Origin of the sequence: Methylobacillus sp. (genome assembly GCF_036844465.1) — a bacterium.
Classification (GTDB): domain Bacteria; phylum Pseudomonadota; class Gammaproteobacteria; order Burkholderiales; family Methylophilaceae; genus Methylobacillus.
Map to the genome: position 1 here is coordinate 139261 of NZ_DAIUFW010000005.1, position 25921 is coordinate 165181.

A 25921-nucleotide genomic window follows, 5' to 3' on the forward strand; every position below is an offset into this window, starting at 1 on the left:
ATTATCATCAGAAAGTAAGGATAAATCTGCGCTTATCGCTTCAACCACCGCGCGATGTCCATCGCATAATAAGTCAGGATGCCATCAGCGCCTGCACGCTTGAATCCCAGCATTGCCTCCATTACCACTGCCCTCTCATCCAGCCAGCCGTTCTGCGCTGCCGCTTTGAGCATGGCGTATTCGCCACTCACATGATAGGCATAGGTTGGCACCCCGAATTCCTGCTTCACGCGGCGCACAATATCGAGATAAGGCATGCCGGGCTTGACCATGACCATATCCGCACCTTCCTCTAGATCCAGCGCGACTTCACGTAGCGCTTCATCGGAATTCGCTGGATCCATCTGGTAATTGTATTTATTGCCCTTGCCCAGGTTGGCGGAAGAACCCACGGCATCGCGAAACGGGCCATAGAAAGCGGAGGCATACTTGGCCGAATAGGCCAGGATACGCGTATGAATATGACCTGCCTCCTCCAGCGCATCGCGGATCGCGCCGATGCGCCCGTCCATCATATCCGAAGGCGCCACGACGTCCGCGCCCGCCTCGGCATGGCACAAGGCCTGTTTCACCAGGATCGCCACAGTCTCGTCATTGAGTACATAGCCGGTATCATCGATAACGCCGTCCTGCCCATGCGTGGTGTAAGGGTCCAGCGCAACATCGGTGATAATGCCCAGCTCGGGATAAGCCGCCTTGAGCGCACGCACCGTGCGCGGCACCAATCCATCTGGATTCCAGGCCTCATCTGCGGCCAGGCTTTTGTATTGCTGGCCGACTACAGGGAACAAGGCCAGCGCGGGGATACCGAGCGCCACGCATTCCGCAGCCGTTTCCAGCAGGCGCTCTATGCTTTGGCGCTGCACGCCGGGCATGGAGGCGACTTCCTCGACCCGGTTTTCCCCTTCCAGCACAAATACCGGATAGATCAGGTCATTCGTCGTCAGCACATGCTCCTGCATCAGGCGGCGCGAAAAAGTGTCCCGGCGCATGCGGCGCGGACGGATGGCGAGAAATTGACGTGAGGATTCACTCATCTGGAACTCCTTATGCAAACACCTGTGCAAGAGCCAAGCCTGGGTCCGGCTGTCGCATGAACGCCTCGCCGACGAGGAAGGTATGGACGGCATGGCTGCGCATCAGCGCAACATCTTCCGATGTGAAAATACCGGATTCCGTCACCACGGTCTTGCCCGCCGGAATACGCGGCAACAGGGAAAGCGTGGTATCCAGCGTCACCTCGAAAGTGCGCAGGTTGCGGTTGTTGATACCGAGCAGCGGCGTCTGCAACTGCAGGGCCTGTTCCAGTTCCTCACCGTTATGCACTTCCACCAGCACACTCATGCCCAGCCTGCGCGCCACATCTTCCAGCTCGCGCATTTGCGCCAGATCCAGCGCTGCGGCAATCAACAAGATACAGTCTGCGCTCATCGCGCGGGCCTCGTACACCTGATACGGGTCTATCATGAAATCCTTGCGCAGCACGGGAATGCTACAGGCTGCGCGCGCAGCCTTGAGGTAGTCCGCGCTGCCCTGAAAGAATTGCTCATCCGTCAATACGGAAAGGCAGGCAGCGCCATGTCTGGCATAGCTGGCAGCAATTTCCGCCGGGCGAAAATCCTCGCGGATCACACCCTTGGAAGGACTGGCCTTCTTGATTTCGGCAATGACAGCCGCCTTGCCTGCGGCAATTTTCTCATGGATCGCGCCAAGGAAATCCCTGGGAGCAGGCTGCGCCAGCGCCTCGGCTTCAATGGCCACCTGCGGCTTCTGCTGCTGCGCCGCCGTAATTTCCGCGCGTTTTACTTCAAGTATCCTGTTGAGTATGTCTGACATTGCCCTGCACCGCTTTCGTTCTGATTACTGATAAAGTCTGCCGCCGTAGCGCAACCATCCTGCCGCATGACGTCCACGCGGATCATGATGAGTCCAATGTATGACTCCACCCTTGGCATTCCATTCATAAATACCGTTGAATTCCACATCGTCGCCCACTTTCAGCCCTTCCAACCGGGGAGCAAGATCGATATTGTGCGCTACGAGCACCGTCATGCCGTTCTCCAGCTTGAGAATGAAACGCTGATGACGGCTGCCGTCGTTATCATCCGCCAGCACCTTGGCGACCACTCCGTGGGACTGCACGGCGACATTGTGTTCGCGCTGTCGGAAAGCCTGTTCGATGCGCTGGGCAGCATCTGAAAGTACCTGGCTCGTAACCGGGGACTGCTCTGTGACAGATGGAGGCGCCGTCGTATCCTGGCTGCCAAAATGATAGAACGTGTAGGTGACCGCAATCGCGGCCACCAGCAACAAACGCATCATGATGCCTGGCTCAGCGCCTTCAACTGTTCCAATTTGGCCAGCGCGGCGCGAGAATCCAGCGACGCTGCCGCCTGGTCGATACCCGCCTGTAGATCCGGCGCCAGGCCGGAAACGTAAATCGCCGCACCGGCATTCAGCAGCACGATATCCCGCGCCGGTCCGGTTTCGCCGCGCAACAGGCCAAGGATGATCTCACTGGAGTGCTGAGCATTTTCCACGCGGATGCTGTTGATATCATGTAATGGCATGCCGAATTGGGTGGGGTTTAGCGTATATTCGTGTACTGCGCCATCCTTAAGCTCGGCGACATAGGTATCCGCTGCAAAGGAGATTTCATCCATTTCATCCGCACTATGCACTACCATCACATGCTCACTACCCAGTTGTTTCAAGGTACGCGCCAGCAGGCTGACCAGATCGCGGTGGAACACGCCCATCACCTGGCGCTTGGCGCCTGCCGGATTGGTCATCGGCCCCAGCAGGTTGAACATGGTGCGCACACCCAGCTCGCGGCGCACAGGTGCTGCATATTTCATGGCGGCATGATGGTTGGGCGCGAACATGAAACCGATGCCAGCCTCATCCACGCAGCGTGCCACCTGTTCCGGCGTCAGGCTGATGTTCACGCCCAAAGCCTCCAGTACATCCGCAGAACCGCTCTTGGAGGAAGCCGCCCGCCCGCCATGCTTGGCGATTCTTGCACCCGCCCCCGCCGCGACAAAGGCTGATGCCGTCGATACATTAAACGCCTTGTTGGGCGCGCCACCCGTGCCACAGGTATCAATCAGGTGCCGGGTATCCGCCACCACCACCTTGCTCGATAGCTCACGCATTACCTGGGCGCACGCAGCAATTTCCTCCACCGTCTCGCCCTTGACGCGCAAACCGGCGAGAAAACCCGCGATCTGGACAGTAGTAAATGTCCCGCTCATGATCTGCTGCATGACATCCAGCATTTCCTCATGGCTGAAATCTACATGGTCGATCAGCTTCTGCAAGGCATCTTTGGCGGTAATACTCATCAATAGGCTTTCAGGAAATTGTCCAGCAGCTCATGGCCGTACTGGGTGAGAATGGATTCCGGGTGGAACTGCACGCCCTCGACCGGCAACGTCTTGTGGCGTACGCCCATAATCTCGCCATCCTCGGTCCAGGCGGTGATTTCCAGACAATCCGGCAGGGTTTCGCGCTCAATCACCAGCGAATGGTAGCGCGTCGCCGTATAGGGATTGGGTAGCCCACGGAACACGCCTATATCGGCATGATGTATTTCCGAGGTCTTGCCGTGCATGAGCTGCTTGGCATGCACAATCCTGCCGCCAAACGCCTGTCCAATGCTCTGATGGCCCAAGCACACGCCCAGAATGGGAATCTTGCCCGCAAACTCATGAATCAGCGGCACGGAGATGCCCGCCTCGTTCGGTGTGCACGGGCCGGGAGAAACCACGATATGGCGGGGATTCAGCTCAGCCACGCGTGCCAGGTCGATTTCGTCGTTGCGGTAGACCTGCACATCCTGGTCCAGCTCACCCAGGTATTGCACGAGGTTGTAGGTAAATGAATCGTAGTTATCCAGCATCAACAGCATAATGTTGTTCCTTCATCGCTTGAGTCAGCCATGCGCTGCCCGCTATCCGTCATACGGCCTGCAAACGGGGCGCACAACGAGCATGACCAGAGAATCTTGCATCACTACCAAGGCAGCCTGTGGCCGCATGATTACGTCCTGTTGTCCAGCCCGGCCTGCACAATTTCCGCAGCACGCAGCACTGCCCTGGCCTTGTTCTGGGTTTCCACCCATTCGCTCTCAGGCACGGAATCCGCCACAATGCCAGCACCCGCCTGGGAGTACAGCATGCCGTCCTTGAGCACACCGGTGCGAATGGCGATCGCAAGATCCATATCGCCATTGAAGCCAAGGTAGCCCACCGCTCCACCGTAAATACCGCGCTTGCTGGGCTCCAGCTCGTCGATGATTTCCATGGCCCTGACCTTGGGCGCGCCACTAAGCGTGCCAGCAGGAAACGCCGCCTTGAGCACATCAATGGCATGTAGGTTCGGCTTAAGCTTGCCTTCCACATTGGAAACAATGTGCATGACGTGAGAGTAACGCTCTATCATCATATTGTCTGTCACGCGCACACTGCCCGTCTGCGCCACGCGGCCTACATCATTGCGTCCCAGGTCCATCAATTGCACGTGCTCGGCGATTTCCTTGGGATCAGCCAGCAATTCTTCAGCCAATGCCTGGTCTTCTTCCCGTGTTTTGCCGCGTGGACGGGTACCTGCAATGGGGCGCGACGTCACAGTACCGTCTTCCAGCCGCACCAGGATTTCCGGCGAAGCGCCAACCACGTGATGATCACCCATATCGTAATAGAACATATACGGCGAAGGATTGAGGCTGCGCAAAGCACGGTATAGAGAGAGCGGGTCCGCATTGAACGGCTTGGCCATGCGCTGCGACAGCACCACCTGCATGATGTCGCCGTCGACAATATATTGCTTGGCACGGGCCACGGCATCCTTGAATTCCTGCTCGCCGAATTCGGAATGGGCGTCCGTAGCCGCCATCGCGGATGCGTGCGGAATGGCGACCGGCTGACGCAACTGCTGCACCAGCGCTTGCATGCGCTGCAGGCCGTGCTGGTAAGCATCGGGCTTGGCCGGGTCAGCATAGACAATAAAATATAGCTTACCGGACAAATTATCCACGACCGCCAGCTCTTCCGAGACCATAAGCAGGATGTCAGGCACGCCTAGCGCATCCGGCTTGGCGGCATCCGCCAGGCGACGCTCGATGTAGCGTATGGTCTCGTAGCCGAAATAGCCTGCCAGCCCGCCGGTGAAACGCGGCAAGCCCTGATAAGGCGGAATACGGAACCTGGCCTGATAGGACTGGATAAAGTCCAGCGGATTGACATCACTGGTTTCTTCAACCATCTGCCCGTTTTCCAGCACCTGCACCACAGCGCCGCGTACTTCGATGCGCGTATGCGCAGGCAGGCCGATAATGGAATAGCGGCCAAAACGCTCTCCACCCTGGACGGATTCAAGCAAATAGGAAAACGGCCGATTGGCCAGTTTGAGGTAAAGCGATAAAGGCGTATCGAGATCGGAAAAAGTCTCGACGACCAATGGAATGCGGTTGTAGCCCTGGCTTGCCAGAGCGTCAAAGTCCCGTTGACTGATGGTTTGCAGCATAAAAACTCCCGAATCCTGAAAAAAGTTGATTATTCAAGGTGTCGCCCACGGTACAGCCGTGAGCATGAAACATGGTTATTTCAGCGCCACCATCGCCAACTGACACATTGATTCAGGATTCGGGTTTTCATATGCTTTACGTTCTACTGCTTATACTTTAGCCAATTCAGCACGCAATTCGCTGATGACGGTGTTGTAACGGTTAGGATCAGTGTCCTTGCCTGCGCCGAACACAGCGGAGCCCGCCACGAAAGTATCAGCGCCTGCGCGGGCGATGTCAGCAATATTAGCCGGGTTCACGCCGCCGTCGATTTCCAGCCAGATTTCACGGCCGGTCTTCTCGGTGTAGGCATCGATACGGGCGCGCGCTTCACGCAGCTTGTCCAACGTGCCGGGGATGAACTTCTGGCCGCCGAAACCGGGGTTCACGGACATCAGCAGAACCATGTCCACCTTGTCCATCACGTAGTCCAGATAGGACAGCGGTGTGGCCGGATTGAACACCAGGCCGGATTTACAGCCCTGATCGCGGATCAGGGACAGGCTGCGGTCGATATGGTCGGAAGCTTCCGGGTGGAAAGTAATGATGTTGGCGCCTGCCTTGGCAAAGTCAGGAATGATGCGGTCAACCGGCTTCACCATCAGGTGCACGTCGATAATGGCATCGGTAATAGGGCGGATCGCTTCACATACCAGCGGGCCAATGGTCAGGTTGGGAACATAGTGGTTGTCCATCACATCAAAGTGGACGATATCCGCACCGGAAGTGATGACATCAGTGATTTCCTGGCCCAGCTTGGCAAAGTTGGCAGACAGGATACTAGGTGCAATTCTGAATGGTTTAGCCATGATATTCAAAGTCGTATCGTAAAAAATGGTTATTCTAACCGAAAACGCGCCAATACACTTGGCCTCAGCCCCTTGTCCCGCAAAATCCAGCATCCATTGCGCTCATCACCGGAGGTCAAAAGCCGTGGGGTGACTATGCCACACCCTTACATACAATGCTCTGTCGTCGAAGCGAACCATCAATCCAAGCGCTGCAAAACAGAGTATGATAACAGGCTGCCGCATACAATCGCCCCGAGCTTAATTGCTTGAAATTGTTGCCTAAGCTGCCGCGATACAGGAAAATTGCAGGATGCATTTATTTACAGTCGGCGTCAATCACATGACCGCGCCAGTTTCGATACGTGAGAACGTCGCCTTTCAGAACGAGCATCTCGGGCTCGCGTTGCGCGACCTCAACTCTCACGGCGTGAGCGAAGCGGCCATCTTGTCGACCTGTAACCGCACCGAAGTCTACTGCAACACCGACGACCCGCAAAAAGCCCTGGAATGGCTGGCTGGCTACCATCAGTTGCAACCCAAGGCCATAGAGCCCTATATGTATACCCTCCCCCAGCAGGAAGCCGTCAAGCACGCCTTCCGCGTGGCATCCGGGCTGGATTCCATGGTGCTGGGCGAGGCGCAGATCCTCGGCCAGATGAAGCAGGCCGTGCGTATCGCGGAAAATGCCGGCACGCTGGGCACATTGCTGCACAAGCTGTTTCAGCGCACCTTCTCGGTTGCCAAGGAAGTGCGCACCAACACCAATATCGGCGCGAATTCCGTCTCGCTCGCCGCCGCAGCCACCCGGCTGGCCCAGCGCATTTTCGGGGATTTATCCCAGCAGCATGTGCTGTTCCTGGGCGCTGGAGAGATGATAGAACTGTGCGCCGAGCACTTCGCCGCGCACCACCCGAAGTCGCTCACCATCGCCAACCGCACGCTGGACCGCGGCGAAGCGCTGGCGGCCCGCGTCAACGGCACCAGCATGCTGCTGGTGGATTTGCCCGAGCGCCTGGCAGAATTCGACATCGTCATCACCTCCACCGCCAGCCAGTTGCCAATCGTCGGCTTGGGCATGGTGGAACGCGCCATCCGCGCGCGCAAGCACAAGCCCATGTTCATGGTCGACCTGGCCGTGCCGCGCGATATCGAGCCGGAAGCCGGCAACCTGGCAGACGTATTCCTATACACCGTGGACGATCTCGCGCAAGTGGTGCAGGAAGGCATCGAGAACCGCCAGGAAGCCGCTGCCGAAGCCGAAACCATCATCGACATGCGCGTGGAAAACTTCATGCATTGGCTCAAGACGCGCAGCGCCGTGCCAACCATCCGCGCCCTACGCGAGCAGGCCGAGCAATACCGCCTGAACGAGCTGGACAAGGCGCACAAGCTGCTGGCGCGTGGCGAAGACCCGGCCCAGGTGCTGGAAGCATTGAGCAATGCCCTGACCAACAAGCTGCTGCACGGCCCCAGCCATGCCCTCAACAGTGCCAACGCCGAAGACCGCGACCAGCTGGAAGCCATGCTGCGCCAGCTTTACCAGATTCATCAATAAGCCAACCCACACTCTAGCCTTTCACTTTTTGCGCAATGAAACCTTCAATGATCAAAAAGCTCGCCACCCTGAGCGAGCGCCTGGATGAACTCAATCGCCTGTTGTCGAGCGAGGATGCCACCAGCGATATGGACAACTATCGCAAGATTTCGCGCGAGCATGCCGAAATCACGCCCATCGCCGAGCAATTCCGCGCCTACCAGCAGGCGGAAAGCGACCTCAAGGAGGCGCAATCGATGCTGTCCGACCCTGAAATGAAGGAATTCGCGCAGGAAGAAATCGACAACAGCAAACAGAAGCTGGAAGACATCGCGGCCGAACTGCAGAAGCTGCTGCTGCCCAAGGACCCCAACGACGAGCGCAACATCTTCCTGGAAATCCGCGCTGGCACTGGCGGCGACGAATCCGCGCTGTTCGCGGGCGACTTGTTCCGCATGTATTCACGCTATGCGGAACGCCAGCGCTGGAAGGTGGAAATCGTCTCCGCCAGCGAATCCGAAGTCGGCGGCTACAAGGAAATCATCGCCAAGATCGAGGGCTTCGGCGCCTACTCCAAGCTCAAGTTCGAATCGGGCGGTCACCGCGTACAACGCGTGCCGGAAACCGAAACCCAGGGCCGCATCCACACCTCGGCCTGCACCGTGGCGGTGCTGCCGGAAGTCGATGAGGTCAGCGATATCACCATCAACCCGGCTGACATCCGCATCGACACCTTCCGCGCTTCCGGCGCCGGCGGTCAGCACATCAACAAGACCGATTCCGCCGTGCGCATCACCCACTTCCCCACCGGCATCGTGGTGGAATGTCAGGACGGCCGCAGCCAGCACTCCAACAAGGCACAAGCCATGCAAGTGCTCGCCGCGCGCATCAAGGCCAAGCAACTGGACGAGCAGCAGAGCAAGATCGCCAGCGAGCGCCGCAGCCTGATCGGCTCCGGCGACCGCAGTGAGCGCATACGCACCTACAATTACCCGCAAGGCCGCATTACCGACCACCGCATCAACCTCACCCTATACAAGATCGACGCAATCACCGAGGGCGACATGGACGAGCTCATCAACACGCTTGCCGCCGAACACCAGGCTGACCTCTTGGCCGCCATGGGCGAGGACAATTGACGATGGCGGCCAGCGTCCGCACCGTCGCCCTGTTCGAGGCCAGCAAGGGCGTGATGGTGCTCGCCGCCTCGCTGGCGCTGTTCCGCTACATCAACGCGGACTGGCAGGCATGGGTGGAATCCATCATCCGCCACCTGCACCTCAACCCCGCCAGGCACTACCCGCGCATCCTGCTCGAACTCGGCTCCCACCTCACGGAACCCAGAATACTCGCCCTGGCGTTCGGCGCCCTGTTCTACTCGGCCATCCGCCTGATCGAAGCCTACGGCCTATGGGTGGGCCGCCATTGGGCGGTGATACTCGGCATCGCCAGCGCGGGCCTGTACCTGCCGTTTGAAATCCTGGAACTGCTCGCACATTTCAGTTGGCCGGGCTTGAGCGTCTTCTTGACCAACCTGCTGGTCGTCGCCATCCTTTGGCGCTATCGCCACTAGCACTCTCATGGCGAAACTGCAGAACCTGGCCGCCTGCGCCAGCAAGCGCCTGCAACAGGCCAGCCACCTGGAACCCGCCGAAACACGCATCGAAGTCCGCGCCTTGCTGTGCCATGCATTGGGCAACGTCAGCCACGCCTGGCTGATCGCCCACGGCGACGAACCCGTGACAGACACCTTGCGGCAGTCTTTTGAATCCCTGCTCGCCAGGCGCATCGCCGGAGAACCAATCGCCCACATCCTCGGCCAGCGCGAATTCTTCGGTCGCGAATTCAAGGTCACCCCTGCCACACTCATCCCGCGCCCCGACACGGAAATCCTCATCGAAACCGCGCTGGAAAAGACCCCTGCAAACCAGCCCTGCCGCATGCTTGACCTCGGCACCGGCACCGGCGCCATCGGCATCACACTGGCGTTGGAACGCCCGCTCAGCCAGGTAGTCATCGTGGATTTCTCCCACGAAGCGCTGGCAGTGGCCAAAGAAAACATCCAGCGCCTCGCCGCCCGCAACGTCACCGCACTGCACAGCGACTGGTACAGCGCCGTGCAAGGCCAACGCTTCGACCTCATCGTCAGCAACCCGCCCTACATCGAAACCGGCGACCCGCATTTGCAACAAGGCGACCTGCGCTTTGAACCCATCACCGCGCTGGCTTCCGGCGCAGACGGCTTGGATGACATCCGCTCCATCAGCAGCCAGGCCGCCGGCCACCTCAATCCCGGCGGCTGGCTCATGCTAGAACATGGCTACCAGCAAGGCACTGCGGTGCGCGACATTCTGCAACAGCATGGCTTCACCAGCATCAGCACAGTGACTGATCTGGCGGGACATGAAAGGGTGACGTTGGGGCGGGTTGATTAGTTTGGGAATACAGGAATATATGAAGTAATAAATACGGCGCACTGCCTTTGACAAGGCGAGTACGCCCTACGCTAGCTTAGCTCACGCATTGCATCTGCATCGCTCATAAACCATTCGATCATCTCCCAATTGGTCAAAGACGTATGTTGATTTCCCATACTCTTACGAATTTCTAGCAGCAATTCAGATAGAAGTTTTATCCACTGAGATGTTTTGATTAGCAACTCATCACCGGACAATTCTTCATGCTCTCCTTTGTAGAAGAATTGCATGAGCTTGTTATAGGCACGAACTACCGCATCATCTGCCACCAACGATAGCTTAAAGCCTACCTTTCGATATTCGACCGTTAGCATCTTCCCAATGGAGAGCTGTTCTTTATTTTTGCCTTTGAATTTTGGATCATTGTCAAAAATTGCATCCGTAGCAAAAAGAATGAAGAACGGTTCAAGGAGTTGGTTGTATGTCTCAATTCGGTCAGCACGAAGCTTGTCTTCAAGCTCTCGAATTCGAGCCTGCGCCTTCGATCCCTCGTCGCGATTGCGCTCTAGCTTTGACTTTATATGCCACCCAACTCCGGTTAGCAGAAGAACAAGGATCGGCGTCAATGCCGATCCAATAGCTGTTGCGTAGTCGATCCAGTGCTTTTCCATAAATGCCAACGTGCAAGCTAACCAGAGCGCCGCTTGTTGGTGCGTCCAGTTGAGCGCGGGGTTAGGCTGGATGCTTTTTCAACCAAGCGGCCAGAAGCGTATTTATGTAACACGCTGGCAATAAACGTCTGGTAAGGGATACCTTCCTCCAAAGCTCGCGCCTGAATATCCATCAGGTCTGGCGAAGATAGCCGGATGTTAATTCGTCTATCCTTAATAAAAGTTGCAGTAGCCGCTGCTTTGAATTTTGTCAGATCAGCTTTTGAAGGGGAAGTGGATTTAAGTTCTCCCTTTTCATAAGCACTCAGGAGTTCATCCTCGTAGGCATCAAGCTTTTTCATCGGGGTTGTTCCTTAAATAATCTCGCGTGGCCTTTCTGCTGGGAATCACGGTCTTCAAGAAAAAGTAGTCGGGTTCTTCAACGTAAGGCACCAAATAAACATAACCATCAAGCGCCACCACAAGAACGAACTGATTGGGGTATTTCTCCGGGTTCGGGGGCGTAATTGATCCAATAAACCATTTGCTTCAATCGCGAGAACAATTTCTTCGAAAGAAATGCGGCGCTCAACTTTCAGGGTCCCATTTTTATCGTGAAAAAATAAACTCTATATAAACTACTTCCCATCAAGCACTGCTGCCATATCATGTTCATAGTACGCATGTTCTGCACAACTTTTATTGAATCTGTCTACTGCGGAATTTATGTCATCTAGGTGCGCATTTATTGTTGGCAGCTTTGAGTTATATGCATTCACAAACTGTTTATGTTCATTGATCAGTTTGTTAAAAGAATCTACTGATTTTTGGTTGTACACATCGACATGAGGTTTCATCGCAGCGATACGGCGCTCTAAATTGTTGATCTTAGCCTCACTTTCCCCAAGCGCCACTTGCATTTTATTTACAGCCTCATTCTGTGCATTAATGTTATTCTGCTCCTTAATACACTGCCTAAGCTGGTCGCGCGTAAGTACTGGGCCAGAATGCTTTGCACCAGCGCGAAGACCCCGTCCATTTACTCTAACGCCCCGGCCACGCCTTGCCTCACTTTCAAAAGGAAGTAATATGGTTACTATCCCAATTAACCTCAAGAGTAATGCTCGTCTCGTAACACTCATTTTCCCCCCTGTAGCACATAACACGCCAATACCCAATTAGGCATTTCTTTAGAACGCATCTTTGATATGTTTTTCTCGCTCAGCTCGCGGGCGTACTCGCCTTGTCAAAGGCAGTACGCCGCACGATGATGAACCATACAAGATTACGGATCAAGTCCGCAATGACAGCTTCAAGGTTCTGGCCGAAAAAACCATTGCAAGCGCAGAAAAACGAGCAACATGTGCTGCCGGGAGTCGAACAGCCCCTTGAACAGATTGGCCATTTTATTGATTTTTCAGGGAAGAAATCAGGCCGCGAGATATTGCTGCTTGAGCCGCATGTAATGCTGCGCGGAATACATGAAATGAGCGATTTCCTTTTCCGTGAGCGGCCTGATCTTTTTCGCCGGGCTGCCGAGATAGAGAAAGCCGCTTTCCAGCACTTTGCCCTCAGGCACCAGGCTGCCAGCGCCGAGTAATACGTGCTTCTGCACGATGACCTTATCCATGACGATGCTGCCCATGCCGATCAGGCATTCGTCCTCCAATGTGCAGCCGTGCAGGATGACTTTATGCCCCACGGTGACGTTGCGCCCGACGATCAAGGGACAGCCTTCCGGCTCCCAGCTTGATTTATGGCTGACATGCAGAACGGAGGCGTCCTGGATATTGCTACCCTCGCCGATACGGATATGGTTGACGTCGCCGCGGATCACCGTGCCGGGCCAGACCGAGGCATGATCGCCCAGCACGACATCGCCGATGACGACAGCGGAAGGATGAATGTAAACTTCCCTCCCTATTTGCGGTGAGATTCCTTGGTAAGCGGCAAGCACAGAACCCGCTCGTGGGATATGATGAGCTGACATAAGGCATAGTATAATCGCACCCATGCAAGATTCTTCATCCGTCGGCATCGTCGCGCCGCAAACCGCTCATTTCCAGCAAGCGCTCACCCTGAAAAGTGGTGAAGTGCTACCTACGTTCGACCTCATCTATGAAACCTACGGCACGCTGAACAGCGGAAAATCCAATGCCGTCCTGATCTGCCATGCGCTCTCGGGCAACCATCATGCCGCAGGCAAACACCAGGAAAGCGACAAATATCCGGGCTGGTGGGATAACCTGATCGGTCCCGGCAAACCGCTGGATACCAACAAGTTTTTCGTGATCGCGCTCAACAATCTGGGCGGCTGCCATGGCAGCACCGGCCCGGCCAGCATCAATCCGGCCACAGGCAAGCCCTGGGGCTCGCAGTTCCCCATGGTAACGGTGGAGGATTGGGTCAAGTCGCAGACCATGCTGCTCGACAAATTGGGCATCCAGCAACTGGCAGCCGTCGTCGGCGGCAGCCTGGGTGGCATGCAGGCCATGCAGTGGACGCTGGATTACCCCGACCGCGTGCGCCACGCGCTGGTGATCGCCTCGGCGCCCAACCTGACGGCGCAGAACCTGGCATTCAACGAGGTCGCGCGCCAGGCCATCATGACCGATCCCGAGTTCTACAATGGTGATTACTACGAACATCAGGCCATCCCCAACCGCGGCCTGCGCATCGCGCGCATGCTTGGGCATATCACCTACCTGTCCGATGACGCGATGGGCGCCAAGTTCGGCCGCAAGCTACGCGACGGCAGCCTGAAATATAACTTCGAGGTGGAATTCGAGATGGAATCCTACCTGCGCTACCAGGGCGACAAGTTCGCCACGGCCTTCGACGCCAACAGCTACCTGCGCATGACCAAAGTGCTTGATTACTTCGACCCGGCCTTCGCGCACGGCGGCGACCTCAGCCTGGCGTTGGCAAAAGCCAAGGCGGATTTTCTCGTGGTGTCCTTCACCAGCGATTGGCGCTTCTCGCCCGCGCGCTCGCGCGAGATCGTCAAGGCGCTGCTGGACAACGAATTGAGCGTGAGCTACGCAGAAGTCACGGCGGCGCACGGCCACGACGCCTTCCTGATGCCAGACCCGCACTACCACCAGATTTTGCGCGCCTATCTCGACAAGATTGATACCGGAGCCAGCGCATGAGTACTGAAATAGCAAAAGAAGCCGCAAAGCGTCACGACTTTGCGCTGATCTCCAATTGGATACAGCCCAAGTCCAAGGTGCTGGACCTGGGTTGCGGCAACGGCTCCCTGCTCTCTTTCCTGCGGGAAAAGCTGGAAGTCAAAGGCTACGGTGTGGACAAGGATGACCGCAACGTGCTGGCCTGCATCGGCAACGGCGTGAACGTGATCCAGATGGACCTGGAAGCCGGACTGGCAGGGTTCGATTCGCTCTCCTTCGATTACGTCATCCTCTCGCAGACCCTGCAGGCCATGGTCAACACCGAGGGCGTGCTGCGCGAGATGCTGCGTGTGGGCAAGCAAGGCATCATCACCTTCCCCAATTTCGGCTACTGGCGGCACCGCATCCAGCTCATGGCAGGACACATGCCGGTTTCCGAGAACATTCCGCACCAGTGGTACAACACCCCCAACCTGCACCTGTGCACCATCGACGATTTCGAGGCGCTGTGCGCCAAGATGAACATCCGCATCACCGACCGCATCGTCATCAATGAGGGAGACACGGTAAACTTCATGCCCAACCTGCTGGGCAGCCTGGCGATTTACCGCTTTGAAGCGGCTTGGCCGATCAGCTACTGAGAACGGCAGCGACCTGCTGTCATCCCAATTTTCGTGGGTTGGCCCGGCGTTTTCATCCCTTGCCATCCCAGCCCTGAGCCGGAATCTCGTGATGATGACGGTGCCGGGGCGTAGCCCGGCATGACAATCAATTAAGAGATTGGGGCAAGCCCCACAAGACCAATGGCAAGCATAGCGATGCCAAAGATAGGTTGGGTTTGACCTTGCCCCGTCTGGCTGCGCCAAGTAGCGGAAATCTGTCTGGATAAAGCGCTTGCGTCTGTGTGAGCGTAGCGAGTTCAGCAAGCGCCCCGACAGATTGAGCAACGCAGGGTACCGGGAGCTGAGCTCCCGGCGCAGACTCCGGGGTCTGCCTTTGCTTTGGTTACTTTCATTTGCTTCGCCAAATGAAAGTAACCAAAGCAAAGGCGGCATGGCAATACCCAACCATCATGCGAGAAATACCCAACCGATAGTTGCCGGTAAATACGGCGTACCGCCTTGACAGGCGAGTACACCCTACTAAAGCTGCACTCTGACACGAATGCGTGTGAAGCCATGCAACTCCATGAAAAGATCATGAACAGGTTTTAAAACAGATGGCTTGAATCCACGCTCACACCCAAAGACGAATCAAGCCCACCACCCCAAACAGCAACACCAGCAACCCGCTCAACCTGCGCAGCCAAGGCCGCTGCAACCACGCCTTGAGCTTCACCGCCGCCATGCCCATCGCCATCAGGGTTGGCAAAGTCCCCAGCCCGAACGATAACATCAGTAGCCCGCCCTGCAATGGGCTTGCAGTAGCGAGTGCCGCGATCAGCACGCTGTAGACCAGACCGCAAGGCAGCCAACCCCAGATGGTGCCAAGCATACCCGCCTGCAATACGGTGCGCACTGGCAACCAGCGCTTGCTGAGCGGTTGCAGCCTTTTCCATACCGAGGCGCCCACCCGTTCCAGCACCAGCACGCCATGCCAGAAATTGGCCAAGTACAGTCCGAGCAGGATCAGCATGATGTTGGCGAGGGCATACAGCACTTTGCCGACCGGCAGCAAATGCTGCAGGAAGAGGCTGCTGGCGCCGACGGCGCCCGCGATGACGCCAGCCAGCGTATAGCTCGCAATGCGCCCCAGGTTATATGCCAGCAACAAACGCCATTGCGGGCGGCTGCCCGGCATGCTCAGGCTGACGGCACTGACAATGCCGCCGCACATGCCGACGCAGTGGCCGCCTCCCAACAGGCCGACCAGAAGTGCCGCGAATAGGCTAAGCTCCGGCACGGCCTTCCCAGTCCTTGAAGCGGCGTATCATCACCAGCCCTGGAATCGCCAGCACGGTGCAGAGGATGAAGAACATGGTCCAACCCATCTCGCCTGCCATCCAGCCAGTTGGCGTGGAGAGGATTACACGCGGCACGCCCATGAGGCTGGAGAGCAACGCATATTGGGTAGCGGTGAAGCGCCGGTCGGTCATCGCGCCCATGAAGCCGACGAAGGCTGCCGTGCCCAGGCCGCCCGTGAAGTTCTCCACGGCGATCACGCCGGTCAGCATGGGCAGGTTGTACCCTGTCTGCGCCAGCAGCACGAAGCCGAAGGTGGATGCCATCTGCAGGAAGCCGAACAGCCAGAGCGAACGATAGAGGCCGATGCGCAAAATCCATATCCCGCCCAGCGTGCCGCCGATCAGCGTGGCCCAGAAGCCGAACAGCTTGGCAATCGCGCCGATCTCGCTCTTGCTGAAGCCGAGATCGAGGTAGAACGGCACATTGATGGCCGAAGCCAGGGTATCGCCCAGCTTGTAGAGCAGGATGAACGCCAGGATGGCTATCGCCTCGGGCCGCTGGAAAAACTCCAGGAACGGTTCGATAACCGCTTCGCGTAAGGTGCGCGGCTTGCCTGAAGCCTCCGCCGGTTCTGGCGATACCAGCGTCACCACGATGCACAAGACCATGAACAAGGCCATGAGCTGATACATTTTTGGAAAGGTAAGCAGGTCTGCAAGTATCAAGCCGCCACCGCCTGCAAGCAGCATGCCCACGCGGTAACCATTCACGAACATGGCCGAGCCCAGCCCGAGCTCGCGGTCGCTCAGGCTTTCGCGACGGTAGGCGTCAATCACGATATCCTGCGAGGCGGAAAAAAATGTCACCAGCAAAGCGGCACACGCCACACCCCACAGGCTGCTGGCGGGATTGCTCAGGCTCAGGGCCAGCAAGGCCAGCACCAGCGCCAATTGGCTCAGGGCGAGCCATCCGCGCCGCCGCCCGAGCAAGGGTAGAGTATAGCGATCGAACACTGGCGCCCAGAGAAACTTGAGCGTATACGGCAAGCCGATTACCGCTGCCGCGCCTATCATGGCGAGGTCGACGCCGGAATCCTTGAGCCAGGCCTGCATGGTCGAGCCCGTGAGCAGCAACGGCAGGCCGGAGGCGAACCCCATCATGAGCGCGACCAGCATGCGTCCGCTGGCTATTGCTTTCAGGGTATCCACCCAGTCTTGCTTGCTCATGTTTCTATCCCGAAAGCGGCTGTTGCCTTATTGATAATCGACGGTCAGTGGCGCATGGTCACTGAAACGTTCGTCCTTGTAGATGGAAGCACTCACTGCTTTGGCTGCGAAGGCAGGCGTGGCGATCTGGTAATCGATGCGCCAACCTACATTCTTGGCCCAGGCCTGGCCGCGATTACTCCACCAAGTGTAACAGGCATCGGTAGTGTCCGGGTGCAGCAGGCGGTAGACGTCCACCCAGCCCACGCGTCCGAACAGGTCGGTGAGCCAGCCGCGCTCCTCGGGCAGGAAGCCGGAATTCTTGCGGTTGCCGCGCCAGTTCTTGAGGTCGGCCTCCTGATGAGCGATGTTCCAGTCGCCGCAGATCACCACGTCGCGTCCGTCGCGGATCAAGGATTCCAGGTGCGGCATGAAGCGTTCCATGACGCTGAACTTGAATGCCTGGCGCTCTGCGCCGCTGGAGCCCGAAGGGAGGTAGAGCGACACCACGCTCAAGTTGCCGTAGCGTGTTTCCAAGTAGCGTCCCTCGCTATCGATATCGGGGATGCCCAAGCCGACGATCACTGCATCGGCCTTTTGCCTGGAATAGATGCCGACCCCGCTGTACCCTTTTTTATCAGCGTAATGGAAATACCCGTAATAGCCTTCCGGCTGCAGCATTTCCGGCGTCATGTCGGCCTCCTGCGCCTTCAGTTCCTGCAGGCAAACGATGTCGGCCCCTTGCTTCTGCATCCACGGATAAAAGCCTTTGCTGGCCGCCGAGCGGATGCCATTGAGATTCACGGATATAATACGCAACACTACAACCTTTCTTCTTCATGCCATGTCAGATTCAACCCAGGATTTTATCCAATTCGCCATCCAAAAGCAGGTTTTACGTTTTGGCGAGTTCACTACCAAGGCCGGACGCCTCAGCCCCTACTTCTTCAACGCCGGGCTATTCAACGATGGTGAGAGCCTGATGCGCCTGGGTGAATTCTATGCTGCCGCCATCCTGCGTTCCGGCGTGCAGTTCGATATGCTGTTCGGCCCGGCCTACAAGGGCATCACGCTCGCCGCCAGCATCGTCATCGCGCTGGCGCGGCAAGGCCGCAACGTGCCCTATGCTTTCAACCGCAAGGAAGCCAAGGACCACGGCGAAGGCGGCAGCATCGTCGGCGCGCCGCTGCATGGCCGGGTGCTGATCGTGGACGACGTAATTTCCGCCGGCACCTCGGTACGCGAATCGGTCAACATCATCACCGCGAGCGGCGCAACCCCGTGCGGCGTCGCCATCGCGCTCGACCGCCAGGAACGCGGCCTGGGCGCGCTTTCCGCCGTGCAGGAAGTGGAACAGCAGCATCAGCTGCCCGTCATCAGCATTGCCAGCCTGCGCGACCTGATCGCCTATCTCGACCAAAGCAGCGAACTCGCGCAATACCGTGCCGCGATTGCTGCCTACCGCACTACTTACGGCGTGGAATAAACCACACCCGCCGCACATCATGCTGGTACACAGTTTTCCGCCAGCCATCAACGCCAACTGCCGGGTATTGATTCTGGGCTCCATGCCCGGCAGGCGCTCGCTGGAAATGCAGCAATACTACGCCCATCCGCAAAACCTGTTCTGGCCGTTCATGTCCGCTATTTTCAATATTCCCGCAGATACCACATATCCGGACAGGCTGGTGTTGATGCAGCAGTACGGAGTCGGCATCTGGGATGTATTGAAGGAATGCTTTCGCGCCGGGAGCCTGGATGGCGATATTACGGAAAACTCCATCGTTGCCAACGATTTCGGCAGCCTGTTCGCGCATGCGCCGCATATTCACCATATCTTCTTCAACGGCAGCAAGGCCGAGCAAGCCTTCCGCCGCCATGTGCTCAAACAGCAAGCCATCCCGGCGCGCCTGCAATTCCACAAGCTGCCTTCCACCAGCCCCGCCAACGCTTCCATCAAAAAAGAGGTCAAGCTGGCGCAATGGCGGCAGATCGCAGCAGCAACGCTGATGGTATGATCCGGCGCAAATTCGTGCGATAGTTACACCCTGCCTGACAACAAACCTAATCCAGAGAGGAAACCAAGGCATGGCCCGCACATCGCGAATGCCTGCAATCAGCATGGCACTCATGCTGCTGATGCTCAACATCACCAGTAGTTGGGCTGCCCCGGAAGCTGGAAAAGCCAGGATCATGAAATGGGTGGATGAGCATGGCGTCACCCATTACGGCGACACGGTGCCGCCGCAGTATGCAGGCAAGCAAAGCAGCATCAACGAGCGCGGGCTGCCTCAGAATGCCCCGGCTACAGACGCTTCCAGCGGCAAGGAAAGCGAACAAAGCAGGCGCGACAGAACCTTGCAGGCAGTATACAGTTCGAAACAGGAAATCGACCTCGCCCGCGAACGCAACATGCAAATGGACCAGGTGATGCTGGAAAGCCTGGAGCAGCACAAGATCAATGCCACTTCGCGCCTGCAAGCACTCAGCCAGACCCAAGCGGGCTACGCCAAGCGCGGCAAGCCGGTTCCCGAGGAAATCAAGGCAGACCACAAAACCGCCAGCTTGCATCTTGACCGCATCAATGAACAAATCGCCGAACGCAAGCAACACATGGACGCCACGCGCCAGCGATTCGAAAATGACAAAAAACGCTTTATCGAGCTGAAATCCAATCCACCTGCCAGTGAAAGCCAGCCGCCGTCACGCTGAGATTGCTTATCCGACCATCCTCAGATTGAGGGGTCGAGATACTGAATCAAATATGGCATTACATGTAGATTGAGGCAAAAAAATACCGGGCCAAGCCCGGTATTTCATGAGATTAGGTGAAATCAACCAGCCAGCTTGCGCTTCAATATCTCATTCACCTTCGCTGGATTAGCCTTGCCTTTGGAGGCTTTCATGGCCTGACCCACCAGCGCGTTGAAGGCTTTGTCCTTGCCCGCGCGGAACTCTTCCACCATGGCGGCATTGGCTGCCAGGACTTCATCCACGATCGCCTCGATCGCGCCAGTGTCAGTCACCTGCTTCAGGCCCTTGCGCTCGATGATGGCGTCCGCATCGCCCTCGCCTGCCCACATCGCCTCGAATACATCCTTGGCGATCTTGCTGGAGATGGTGTTGTCGGCAATGCGTTTTAGCAGGCCCGCCAGCAAAACTGGCGAAACCGGCGCATCTGCAATTTCTCTGCCTTCCTCGTTGAGCTTGGCACTGACATTGCCCATGACCCAGTTGGCGGCCAGCTTGGCTTCGCCACCGAATGCATGCAGGGTTGCCGTAAAATAGTCGGCAATCGCACATGAGGCGGTCAGCGCAGCAGCATCATAGGCCGACAGGCCGTGGTCGCGCTCGAAGCGCGCCTTCATCGCGGAGGGCAGCTCCGGCAAGGTAACACGGATGGCGTCGATATCCTCGGCGGAAATCGCCAATGGCAGCAAGTCGGGATCGGGGAAGTAGCGGTAATCGTTGGCTTCTTCCTTGCTGCGCATGGCGCGAGTTTCACCGGTATCGGGATTGAACAGCACGGTGGCCTGCTCGATCTTGCCGCCGTCTTCCAGCGTCTCGATCTGCCAGCGGGTTTCGTACTCGATCGCCTGCTGCATGAAGCGGAAGGAGTTGAGGTTCTTGATTTCGCGGCGCGTGCCTAACTTTTCCTCGCCCTTGCGGCGCACGGAGACGTTAACGTCGCAGCGGAAGCTGCCTTCCTGCATATTGCCGTCGCAGATATTGATCCACTGCACCAGCTCGTGCAGCTTGCGCGCGTAGGCCACAGCCTCGGCGGCGGAACGCATGTCCGGCTCGGTGACGATTTCCAGCAGCGGCGTGCCGGCGCGGTTGAGGTCGATGCCGGATTGGCCAGGGCTGGCGCCATGCACGGACTTGCCCGCGTCTTCTTCAAGATGGGCGCGGGTGATGTTGATGGTTTTCTCCGTGTCGCCGACCTGGATGGTCAGCGCGCCCTTGCCTACAACGGGCAGTTCGTACTGGCTGATCTGGTAGCCCTTGGGCAGGTCAGGATAGAAGTAGTTCTTACGCGCGAACACCGAGCGCGGCGCAATCTCGGCATCCACAGCGAGGCCGAAGCGGATGGCGCATTGCACGGCTTCCTTGTTGAGTACAGGCAATACGCCGGGCAAGGCAATATCGACCACGTTGGCCTGGGTATTGGGCTCCGCGCCAAACGCGGTGCTGCTGCCGGAGAAAATCTTGGATTTGGTATTAAGCTGGACGTGCGTCTCCAGCCCGATGACGACTTCCCAACTACTCATGATGCAATTCCTTCAGGCATGCGGGTATGCCAGTCTGTGACCTGTTGATAGGCATGCCCGGCGTTGAGCATGCGCGCTTCGTCGAAATAGTTGCCGATGATCTGCAAGCCGACCGGCAGCTCGACGCCATCAGCAGCGGTCGCGAACCCGGCAGGAATGCTCATGCCCGGCAATCCGGCGAGGTTGACGGCAATGGTGTAGATATCCTGCAGGTACATAGACACGGGATCGTCCGCCTTCTCGCCGGACTTGAAGGCAGTGGAAGGTGCGGTCGGGCCAAGGATGAGGTCGCATTGCTCGAAAGCACGCGCGAAATCCTCGGCAATCAGGCGGCGAATCTGCTGCGCCTTGAGGTAATAAGCGTCGTAATAGCCAGCGCTGAGCACATAGGTACCGATCAGGATGCGGCGCTTCACCTCCGCGCCAAAGCCTTCCGCGCGACTCTTGCAGTACATGTCCATCAGGTCGTCGTACTCGGCGGCGCGATGGCCGAAGCGCACGCCGTCGTAGCGCGACAGATTACTGGAAGCCTCGGCGGGCGCGAGCACGTAATAGACCGGGATGGAGAGCATGGTGTTGGGCAGACTGACCTCGACGATTTCCGCACCCAGTTTGCGGTATTCTGCGATGGCTGTTTCAATCACTTTCGCCACGCCAGCATCCAGCCCTTCGGCGAAATATTCCTTGGGCAAGCCAACGCGCAGTCCTGCCAATGATTTGCCGAGGTCGCGGGTGTAGTCTTCTTTTTCGCGTTGCAAGCTGGTGGAATCGCGCTCGTCGAAGCCGGTCATCACGTTCATCATCAACGCCATGTCCTCGCAAGAGTGCGCCATCGGCCCCGCCTGATCCAGACTAGAAGCAAAGGCGATCATGCCGTAGCGGGAAGCCAGGCCATAGGTAGGCTTGAGCCCGGACAAACCACAGAGCGAAGCTGGCTGGCGGATGGAGCCTCCGGTGTCGCTGCCTGTTGCCGCTGCACATAAACGCGCTGCCACAGCAGCAGCACTGCCGCCGGAGCTGCCGCCGGGCACCCGGCTTCTATCCCATGGATTTTGCACCTTGCCGAAATAGGAAGTTTCGTTGGAGGAACCCATGGCGAACTCGTCCATATTGGTCTTGCCCAGATTCACGGCACCTGCCGCATTGAACCTTTCCACGATGCCCGCATCGTAAGGAGCGATGAAGTTATCCAGCATGCGCGAGCCGCAAGTGGTTTTCCAACCTTTGGTGCAGAAAATATCCTTCTGCGCGATCGGGATGCCGGTCAAGGCGCTGGCATCGCCACTGGCGAGCCGCTGATCGGCAGCACGCGCCTGTGCCAGGCTCATTTCAGGCTCGACGGTGATATAGGCGTTGATATCGGGATTGAACCGGGCAATGCGGTTGAGGTATTCCTGCGTCAACTCAACACTGGAAATTTCCTTGCTGGCCAGCTTGCTGGCCAGGCACTTCAAACTTTGATTGATCATGAGAAAGCTTATTCAATGACTTTGGGGACAAGATACAGGCCGTTCTCGACGGCGGGGGCAATCGATTGCAGCAGATCGCGCTGGTTGTGTTCCGTGACAGCATCTTCGCGCAAGCGCTGGGTGACATCCTGTGAATGCGACATGGGAGCGATGCCTGCGGTGTCCACGGCCTGCATTTCCTCAATCAACCCAAGAATGCCGGAAAGCTTGGCCAATGTTGCCTCAGCCTCCTCCTCGCTGATAGCGAGTCGTGCCAGGTAAGCTATCCTTTTGACGTCATTCGTAGTAAGTGACATTTAATGAATCCAAATCTTAAATTTCTATTAGATATCAGGTATTATACCTTGATTTTACGCACACCTTCAGCCGTGACTCATGGCTTCCGCCACCACGACTGCTCGTCAGGATACAAATAATGTTCGGTCTTTTAAACAGTTACTTTTCCAACGATCTCGCCATTGACCTTGGCACAGCAAATACCCTCATTTATGTACGCGGCAAAGGCATCGTGCTTGACGAACCTTCCGTAGTGGCTATCCGCCAGGAAGGTGGTCCCACCGGCAAGAAGACTTTGCTTGCCGTCGGCCTGGAAGCCAAGCGCATGCTGGGTCGGGCGCCAACCAATATTACTGCGATCCGCCCAATGAAGGACGGTGTGATTGCCGACTTCACCATCACCGAGCAGATGCTCAAATATTTCATCCGTAAGATCCACGAATCCCGACTGTTCAGCCCCAACCCGCGCATCATTATCTGCGTGCCGGTGGGCTCCACTCAGGTGGAACGTCGCGCGATCAAGGAATCCGCCGAAATGGCTGGCGCGCGCCAGGTGCACCTGATCGAGGAGCCGATGGCGGCCGCGATCGGCGCCAACATGCCGGTGGCTGAAGCAACCGGTTCCATGGTAGTTGACATCGGCGGCGGCACGACAGAAGTCGGCGTGATCTCGCTGGGTGGCATCGTTTATGCCAAATCCGAGCGCGTGGGCGGCGACAAGTTCGACCAGGCCATCATCGACTACATCCGCCGCAACTATGGCATGCAGATTTCCGAACCAACCGCCGAATTGATCAAGAAGCAAATCGGTTCCGCCTTCCCTGGCTCTGAAGTGCTCGAGCTGGAAGTCACCGGCCGCAATCTGGCAGAAGGCCTGCCGCGCAAATTCACGATTTCCAGCAACGAAATCCTGGAAGCATTGACCGAGCCATTGAATGCAATTGTCGGTGCCGTGAAATCCGCGCTGGAACAAACTCCTCCCGAACTTGGCGCCGATATTGCCGAAAAAGGCATGGTATTGACTGGCGGCGGCGCATTGCTGCGTGACCTCGACCGCCTGCTGCTGGAGGAAACCGGCCTACCGGTGATCGTGGCAGAAGATCCGTTGAGTTGCGTGGCCCGCGGCTGTGGCCGCGCGCTGGAAGAAATGGATAAACTAGGCAATGTATTTGCCTACGAATAAACTAGTACAACACAACATTCTGACAGGCCATGCACCCATGGCCTGTTTTGTATTCTTGGCAGGATTATTCTCTCTGTCTGATCGTCAACCAGAACGCGATACTGCAAGTTCCTGATGGCACCACGCGCCCTAGAACAACAACACCATACCGGCTTTTTCGTACGTGGCCCTAGCCCCACGGCCCGGCTATTTCTTTTTGCCGTGCTGTCTCTGGTGCTGATTGCCACTGATGCCCGCCTGCACTACCTGGTCGAGGTCCGCCAGGGGTTCGTCGCCTTGCTGCATCCTTTGCAAATCATCGCGAATGCCCCGCGCAACCTGGTGGAGGATACTGGGGAATACTTGCACCAGCAAACCACGCTCGCTGACGAAAACCGGCAATTGCGCGACCAGGCGCTGGAGCATGCCGCCGAGCTGCAACGCTTCAAAGCGCTCAGCGCCGAAAATGAACGTCTGCGTAATCTGCTGGGCGCAGCGCAGGTTTCCAGCCAGCCTGCGCGTCTGGCGGAGATATTACATATGGGGCGCGATCCTTTCAGCCATAAGGTAGTAGTAAATCTTGGATCACGCCAGGGCATCCTCCCGGGCCAGGCCGCCATTGACGAAATCGGGGTCATCGGCCAGGTCACACGCGTCTATCCTTTCAGCAGCGAAATCACCCTGATTACGGACAAGGACCTCTCCGTGCCGGTACAGGTGGAACGCAACGGCTTGCGGGCGATTGCCTTCGGCAGGGGCCGCACGACGACGGTAGAGCTGCCTTCGCTGCCTGCCAATGTCGATATCCAGGTGGGCGACAAGCTTGTCACCTCAGGTATCGACGGCATTTACCCTGCGGGCCTGGCGGTAGCAGAAATCATCCAGGTAACTACCCACGACAACTCCCCCTTTGCCCAGATCATTGGCAAACCGCTTGCTGGTATCGAACAGCACAGGCAACTTCTGCTGGTCAGTATTCCGCAAGCTGACCGTCCGGCGGATACCAATACCCTGAAAAAACCGGTGCCTCCGCCCAAGAAACCCGCATCCGCCAAACGCCATGTCAACAATTAGCTTCAAATCCATATTTCTGTCGCTTGTCCTGGCATTGCTACTACAAATCCTGCCCTGGTCAGGCAACCTGTTGATCATCCGTCCAGAGTTTATCCTGATTACCGTGCTGTACTGGATTCTGCGCGCACCGCACCTGTGTAATATCGGCACCGCATGGTTTGCCGGGTTGATCATGGATCTGATTTCCGGCGGCCTCTTCGGCCAGTTTGCGCTCGCTTACGTCCTGACAGCTTATTTCGCCGTGACCTACCAGCGCCGTCTGGTATTGTTCAACGTCTGGCAGCAAGCAGGTTATGTGTTTCTGCTGTTGCTGTTCACGCAGGTCACCACCCTGATTCTCAAGCTGTTCGCAGGCGGCGAGCTACCAGGCTGGGAGTATTTCCTGCCCAGCATCAGCGGCATCCTGCTCTGGCAACTGGTGTCATTCACCCGGCTGGGTATTCACCATCGCTCAGGACGCGCCTGATACAT

Annotated in this window: 29 protein-coding genes; 12 read left to right on the forward strand and 17 right to left on the reverse strand. The window is 57.3% G+C overall.

The window, feature by feature from the left end; translation table 11 throughout:
* Positions 1 to 32: 32 nt before the first annotated feature.
* The 7 genes from hemB to rpe all read right to left on the reverse strand — a co-directional run bounded on the left by hemB (position 33) and on the right by rpe (position 6375).
* Positions 33 to 1037 (reverse strand): porphobilinogen synthase, encoded by a 1005-nt coding sequence (hemB, locus tag V7Z75_RS08545; protein WP_334108196.1) that lies wholly within the window; start codon positions 1035 to 1037, stop codon positions 33 to 35.
* 10 nt (positions 1038 to 1047) lie between these two features.
* Positions 1048 to 1836, reverse strand: a complete 789-nt coding sequence (gene trpC / locus V7Z75_RS08550; protein WP_334108197.1) for an indole-3-glycerol phosphate synthase TrpC — start codon at positions 1834 to 1836, stop codon at positions 1048 to 1050.
* Between the two features lie 24 nt (positions 1837 to 1860).
* Positions 1861 to 2322 carry a DUF3465 domain-containing protein gene (locus tag V7Z75_RS08555; protein ID WP_334108198.1) on the reverse strand — a complete coding sequence of 154 codons (462 nt, stop codon included), beginning with the start codon at positions 2320 to 2322 and terminating at the stop codon, positions 1861 to 1863.
* Entirely contained in the window at positions 2319 to 3344 is a 1026-nt protein-coding gene (trpD, locus tag V7Z75_RS08560; RefSeq protein ID WP_334108199.1) for an anthranilate phosphoribosyltransferase, read from the reverse strand. The genes V7Z75_RS08555 and trpD overlap by 4 nt, the downstream gene beginning before the upstream one ends.
* Positions 3344 to 3910 (reverse strand): anthranilate synthase component II, encoded by a 567-nt coding sequence (locus V7Z75_RS08565; RefSeq protein WP_334108200.1) that lies wholly within the window; start codon positions 3908 to 3910, stop codon positions 3344 to 3346. The genes trpD and V7Z75_RS08565 overlap by 1 nt, the downstream gene beginning before the upstream one ends.
* A 131-nt stretch (positions 3911 to 4041) precedes the next feature.
* Positions 4042 to 5526: an anthranilate synthase component I gene (gene trpE, locus V7Z75_RS08570; RefSeq protein WP_334108201.1), complete on the reverse strand. Its 1485-nt coding sequence runs from the start codon at positions 5524 to 5526 to the stop codon at positions 4042 to 4044.
* 150 nt (positions 5527 to 5676) lie between these two features.
* Complete coding sequence (rpe, locus tag V7Z75_RS08575) at positions 5677 to 6375, reverse strand: ribulose-phosphate 3-epimerase (RefSeq protein WP_334108202.1); 699 nt, start codon at positions 6373 to 6375, stop codon at positions 5677 to 5679.
* A 292-nt stretch (positions 6376 to 6667) separates the two neighbouring features.
* On the opposite strand from rpe, the gene hemA reads away from it, so the two are divergent.
* From hemA to prmC, 4 genes are read left to right on the forward strand one after another with little or no spacing between them, the layout of a single operon-like run.
* The gene (gene hemA / locus V7Z75_RS08580; RefSeq protein WP_334108203.1) at positions 6668 to 7912 is read left to right on the forward strand and encodes a glutamyl-tRNA reductase; all 1245 of its coding nucleotides are present in this window, start codon (positions 6668 to 6670) and stop codon (positions 7910 to 7912) included.
* 35 nt (positions 7913 to 7947) lie between these two features.
* Positions 7948 to 9030: a peptide chain release factor 1 gene (gene prfA, locus V7Z75_RS08585; protein ID WP_334108204.1), complete on the forward strand. Its 1083-nt coding sequence runs from the start codon at positions 7948 to 7950 to the stop codon at positions 9028 to 9030.
* Between the two features lie 2 nt (positions 9031 to 9032).
* Complete coding sequence (locus V7Z75_RS08590; protein WP_334108205.1) at positions 9033 to 9464, forward strand: DUF2127 domain-containing protein; 432 nt, start codon at positions 9033 to 9035, stop codon at positions 9462 to 9464.
* Between the two features lie 7 nt (positions 9465 to 9471).
* Positions 9472 to 10326 carry a peptide chain release factor N(5)-glutamine methyltransferase gene (prmC, locus tag V7Z75_RS08595; RefSeq protein ID WP_334108206.1) on the forward strand — a complete coding sequence of 285 codons (855 nt, stop codon included), beginning with the start codon at positions 9472 to 9474 and terminating at the stop codon, positions 10324 to 10326.
* 71 nt (positions 10327 to 10397) lie between these two features.
* Here the strand turns inward: prmC and V7Z75_RS08600 are convergent, their stop codons facing one another.
* The 4 genes from V7Z75_RS08600 to V7Z75_RS08615 all read right to left on the reverse strand — a co-directional run bounded on the left by V7Z75_RS08600 (position 10398) and on the right by V7Z75_RS08615 (position 12915).
* Entirely contained in the window at positions 10398 to 10979 is a 582-nt protein-coding gene (locus V7Z75_RS08600) for a hypothetical protein (protein ID WP_334108207.1), read from the reverse strand.
* Positions 10980 to 10996: 17 nt separating this feature from the next.
* On the reverse strand, positions 10997 to 11320 hold the full coding sequence (locus tag V7Z75_RS08605; protein ID WP_334108208.1) for a CopG family antitoxin: 324 nt from the start codon (positions 11318 to 11320) through the stop codon (positions 10997 to 10999).
* 276 nt (positions 11321 to 11596) lie between these two features.
* Positions 11597 to 12100 carry a hypothetical protein gene (locus tag V7Z75_RS08610; RefSeq protein ID WP_334108209.1) on the reverse strand — a complete coding sequence of 168 codons (504 nt, stop codon included), beginning with the start codon at positions 12098 to 12100 and terminating at the stop codon, positions 11597 to 11599.
* Positions 12101 to 12387: 287 nt separating this feature from the next.
* Positions 12388 to 12915, reverse strand: coding sequence for a gamma carbonic anhydrase family protein (locus tag V7Z75_RS08615; RefSeq protein WP_442919901.1), 528 nt, complete (start codon positions 12913 to 12915; stop codon positions 12388 to 12390).
* A gap of 55 nt (positions 12916 to 12970) precedes the next feature.
* Between V7Z75_RS08615 and metX the strand changes: the two genes are divergently transcribed.
* Both metX and metW read left to right on the forward strand, forming a co-directional pair.
* Positions 12971 to 14110 carry a homoserine O-succinyltransferase MetX gene (gene metX, locus V7Z75_RS08620; RefSeq protein WP_334108211.1) on the forward strand — a complete coding sequence of 380 codons (1140 nt, stop codon included), beginning with the start codon at positions 12971 to 12973 and terminating at the stop codon, positions 14108 to 14110.
* Complete coding sequence (gene metW / locus V7Z75_RS08625) at positions 14107 to 14730, forward strand: methionine biosynthesis protein MetW (RefSeq protein ID WP_334108212.1); 624 nt, start codon at positions 14107 to 14109, stop codon at positions 14728 to 14730. The genes metX and metW overlap by 4 nt, the downstream gene beginning before the upstream one ends.
* Positions 14731 to 15325: 595 nt before the next feature.
* Here the strand turns inward: metW and V7Z75_RS08630 are convergent.
* The 3 genes from V7Z75_RS08630 to V7Z75_RS08640 are packed head-to-tail and all read right to left on the reverse strand — an operon-like array spanning position 15326 to position 18017.
* Positions 15326 to 15991, reverse strand: coding sequence for a sulfite exporter TauE/SafE family protein (locus V7Z75_RS08630; protein WP_334108213.1), 666 nt, complete (start codon positions 15989 to 15991; stop codon positions 15326 to 15328).
* Positions 15978 to 17219 carry an AmpG family muropeptide MFS transporter gene (locus V7Z75_RS08635; RefSeq protein ID WP_334108214.1) on the reverse strand — a complete coding sequence of 414 codons (1242 nt, stop codon included), beginning with the start codon at positions 17217 to 17219 and terminating at the stop codon, positions 15978 to 15980. The genes V7Z75_RS08630 and V7Z75_RS08635 overlap by 14 nt, the downstream gene beginning before the upstream one ends.
* A gap of 27 nt (positions 17220 to 17246) precedes the next feature.
* Positions 17247 to 18017: an exodeoxyribonuclease III gene (locus V7Z75_RS08640; protein ID WP_334108287.1), complete on the reverse strand. Its 771-nt coding sequence runs from the start codon at positions 18015 to 18017 to the stop codon at positions 17247 to 17249.
* Between the two features lie 25 nt (positions 18018 to 18042).
* Between V7Z75_RS08640 and pyrE the strand changes: the two genes are divergently transcribed.
* The 3 genes from pyrE (at position 18043) to V7Z75_RS08655 (ending at position 19910) form a co-directional block, all read left to right on the forward strand.
* On the forward strand, positions 18043 to 18684 hold the full coding sequence (gene pyrE / locus V7Z75_RS08645) for an orotate phosphoribosyltransferase (RefSeq protein WP_334108215.1): 642 nt from the start codon (positions 18043 to 18045) through the stop codon (positions 18682 to 18684).
* A 19-nt stretch (positions 18685 to 18703) separates the two neighbouring features.
* The gene (locus V7Z75_RS08650) at positions 18704 to 19216 is read left to right on the forward strand and encodes a DNA-deoxyinosine glycosylase (RefSeq protein WP_334108216.1); all 513 of its coding nucleotides are present in this window, start codon (positions 18704 to 18706) and stop codon (positions 19214 to 19216) included.
* 70 nt (positions 19217 to 19286) lie between these two features.
* Entirely contained in the window at positions 19287 to 19910 is a 624-nt protein-coding gene (locus V7Z75_RS08655; RefSeq protein ID WP_334108217.1) for a DUF4124 domain-containing protein, read from the forward strand.
* Positions 19911 to 20032: 122 nt separating this feature from the next.
* Here the strand turns inward: V7Z75_RS08655 and gatB are convergent, their stop codons facing one another.
* The 3 genes from gatB to gatC are packed head-to-tail and all read right to left on the reverse strand — an operon-like array spanning position 20033 to position 23234.
* Positions 20033 to 21469, reverse strand: a complete 1437-nt coding sequence (gene gatB / locus V7Z75_RS08660) for an Asp-tRNA(Asn)/Glu-tRNA(Gln) amidotransferase subunit GatB (protein ID WP_334108218.1) — start codon at positions 21467 to 21469, stop codon at positions 20033 to 20035.
* Entirely contained in the window at positions 21466 to 22938 is a 1473-nt protein-coding gene (gene gatA / locus V7Z75_RS08665) for an Asp-tRNA(Asn)/Glu-tRNA(Gln) amidotransferase subunit GatA (RefSeq protein WP_334108219.1), read from the reverse strand. Before gatA ends, gatB begins: the two co-directional genes overlap by 4 nt.
* Before the next feature lie 8 nt (positions 22939 to 22946).
* A complete protein-coding gene (gene gatC, locus V7Z75_RS08670) occupies positions 22947 to 23234 on the reverse strand; it encodes an Asp-tRNA(Asn)/Glu-tRNA(Gln) amidotransferase subunit GatC (RefSeq protein ID WP_334108220.1) in 288 nt (95 codons plus the stop codon).
* 119 nt (positions 23235 to 23353) lie between these two features.
* On the opposite strand from gatC, the gene V7Z75_RS08675 reads away from it, so the two are divergent.
* From V7Z75_RS08675 to mreD, 3 genes are all read left to right on the forward strand, one after another.
* Positions 23354 to 24397: a rod shape-determining protein gene (locus V7Z75_RS08675; RefSeq protein WP_334108221.1), complete on the forward strand. Its 1044-nt coding sequence runs from the start codon at positions 23354 to 23356 to the stop codon at positions 24395 to 24397.
* Positions 24398 to 24511: 114 nt separating this feature from the next.
* A complete protein-coding gene (mreC, locus tag V7Z75_RS08680; protein ID WP_334108222.1) occupies positions 24512 to 25450 on the forward strand; it encodes a rod shape-determining protein MreC in 939 nt (312 codons plus the stop codon).
* Positions 25437 to 25916 (forward strand): rod shape-determining protein MreD, encoded by a 480-nt coding sequence (gene mreD, locus V7Z75_RS08685; RefSeq protein ID WP_334108223.1) that lies wholly within the window; start codon positions 25437 to 25439, stop codon positions 25914 to 25916. The genes mreC and mreD overlap by 14 nt, the downstream gene beginning before the upstream one ends.
* The last annotated feature ends 5 nt before the right edge of the window (positions 25917 to 25921 follow it).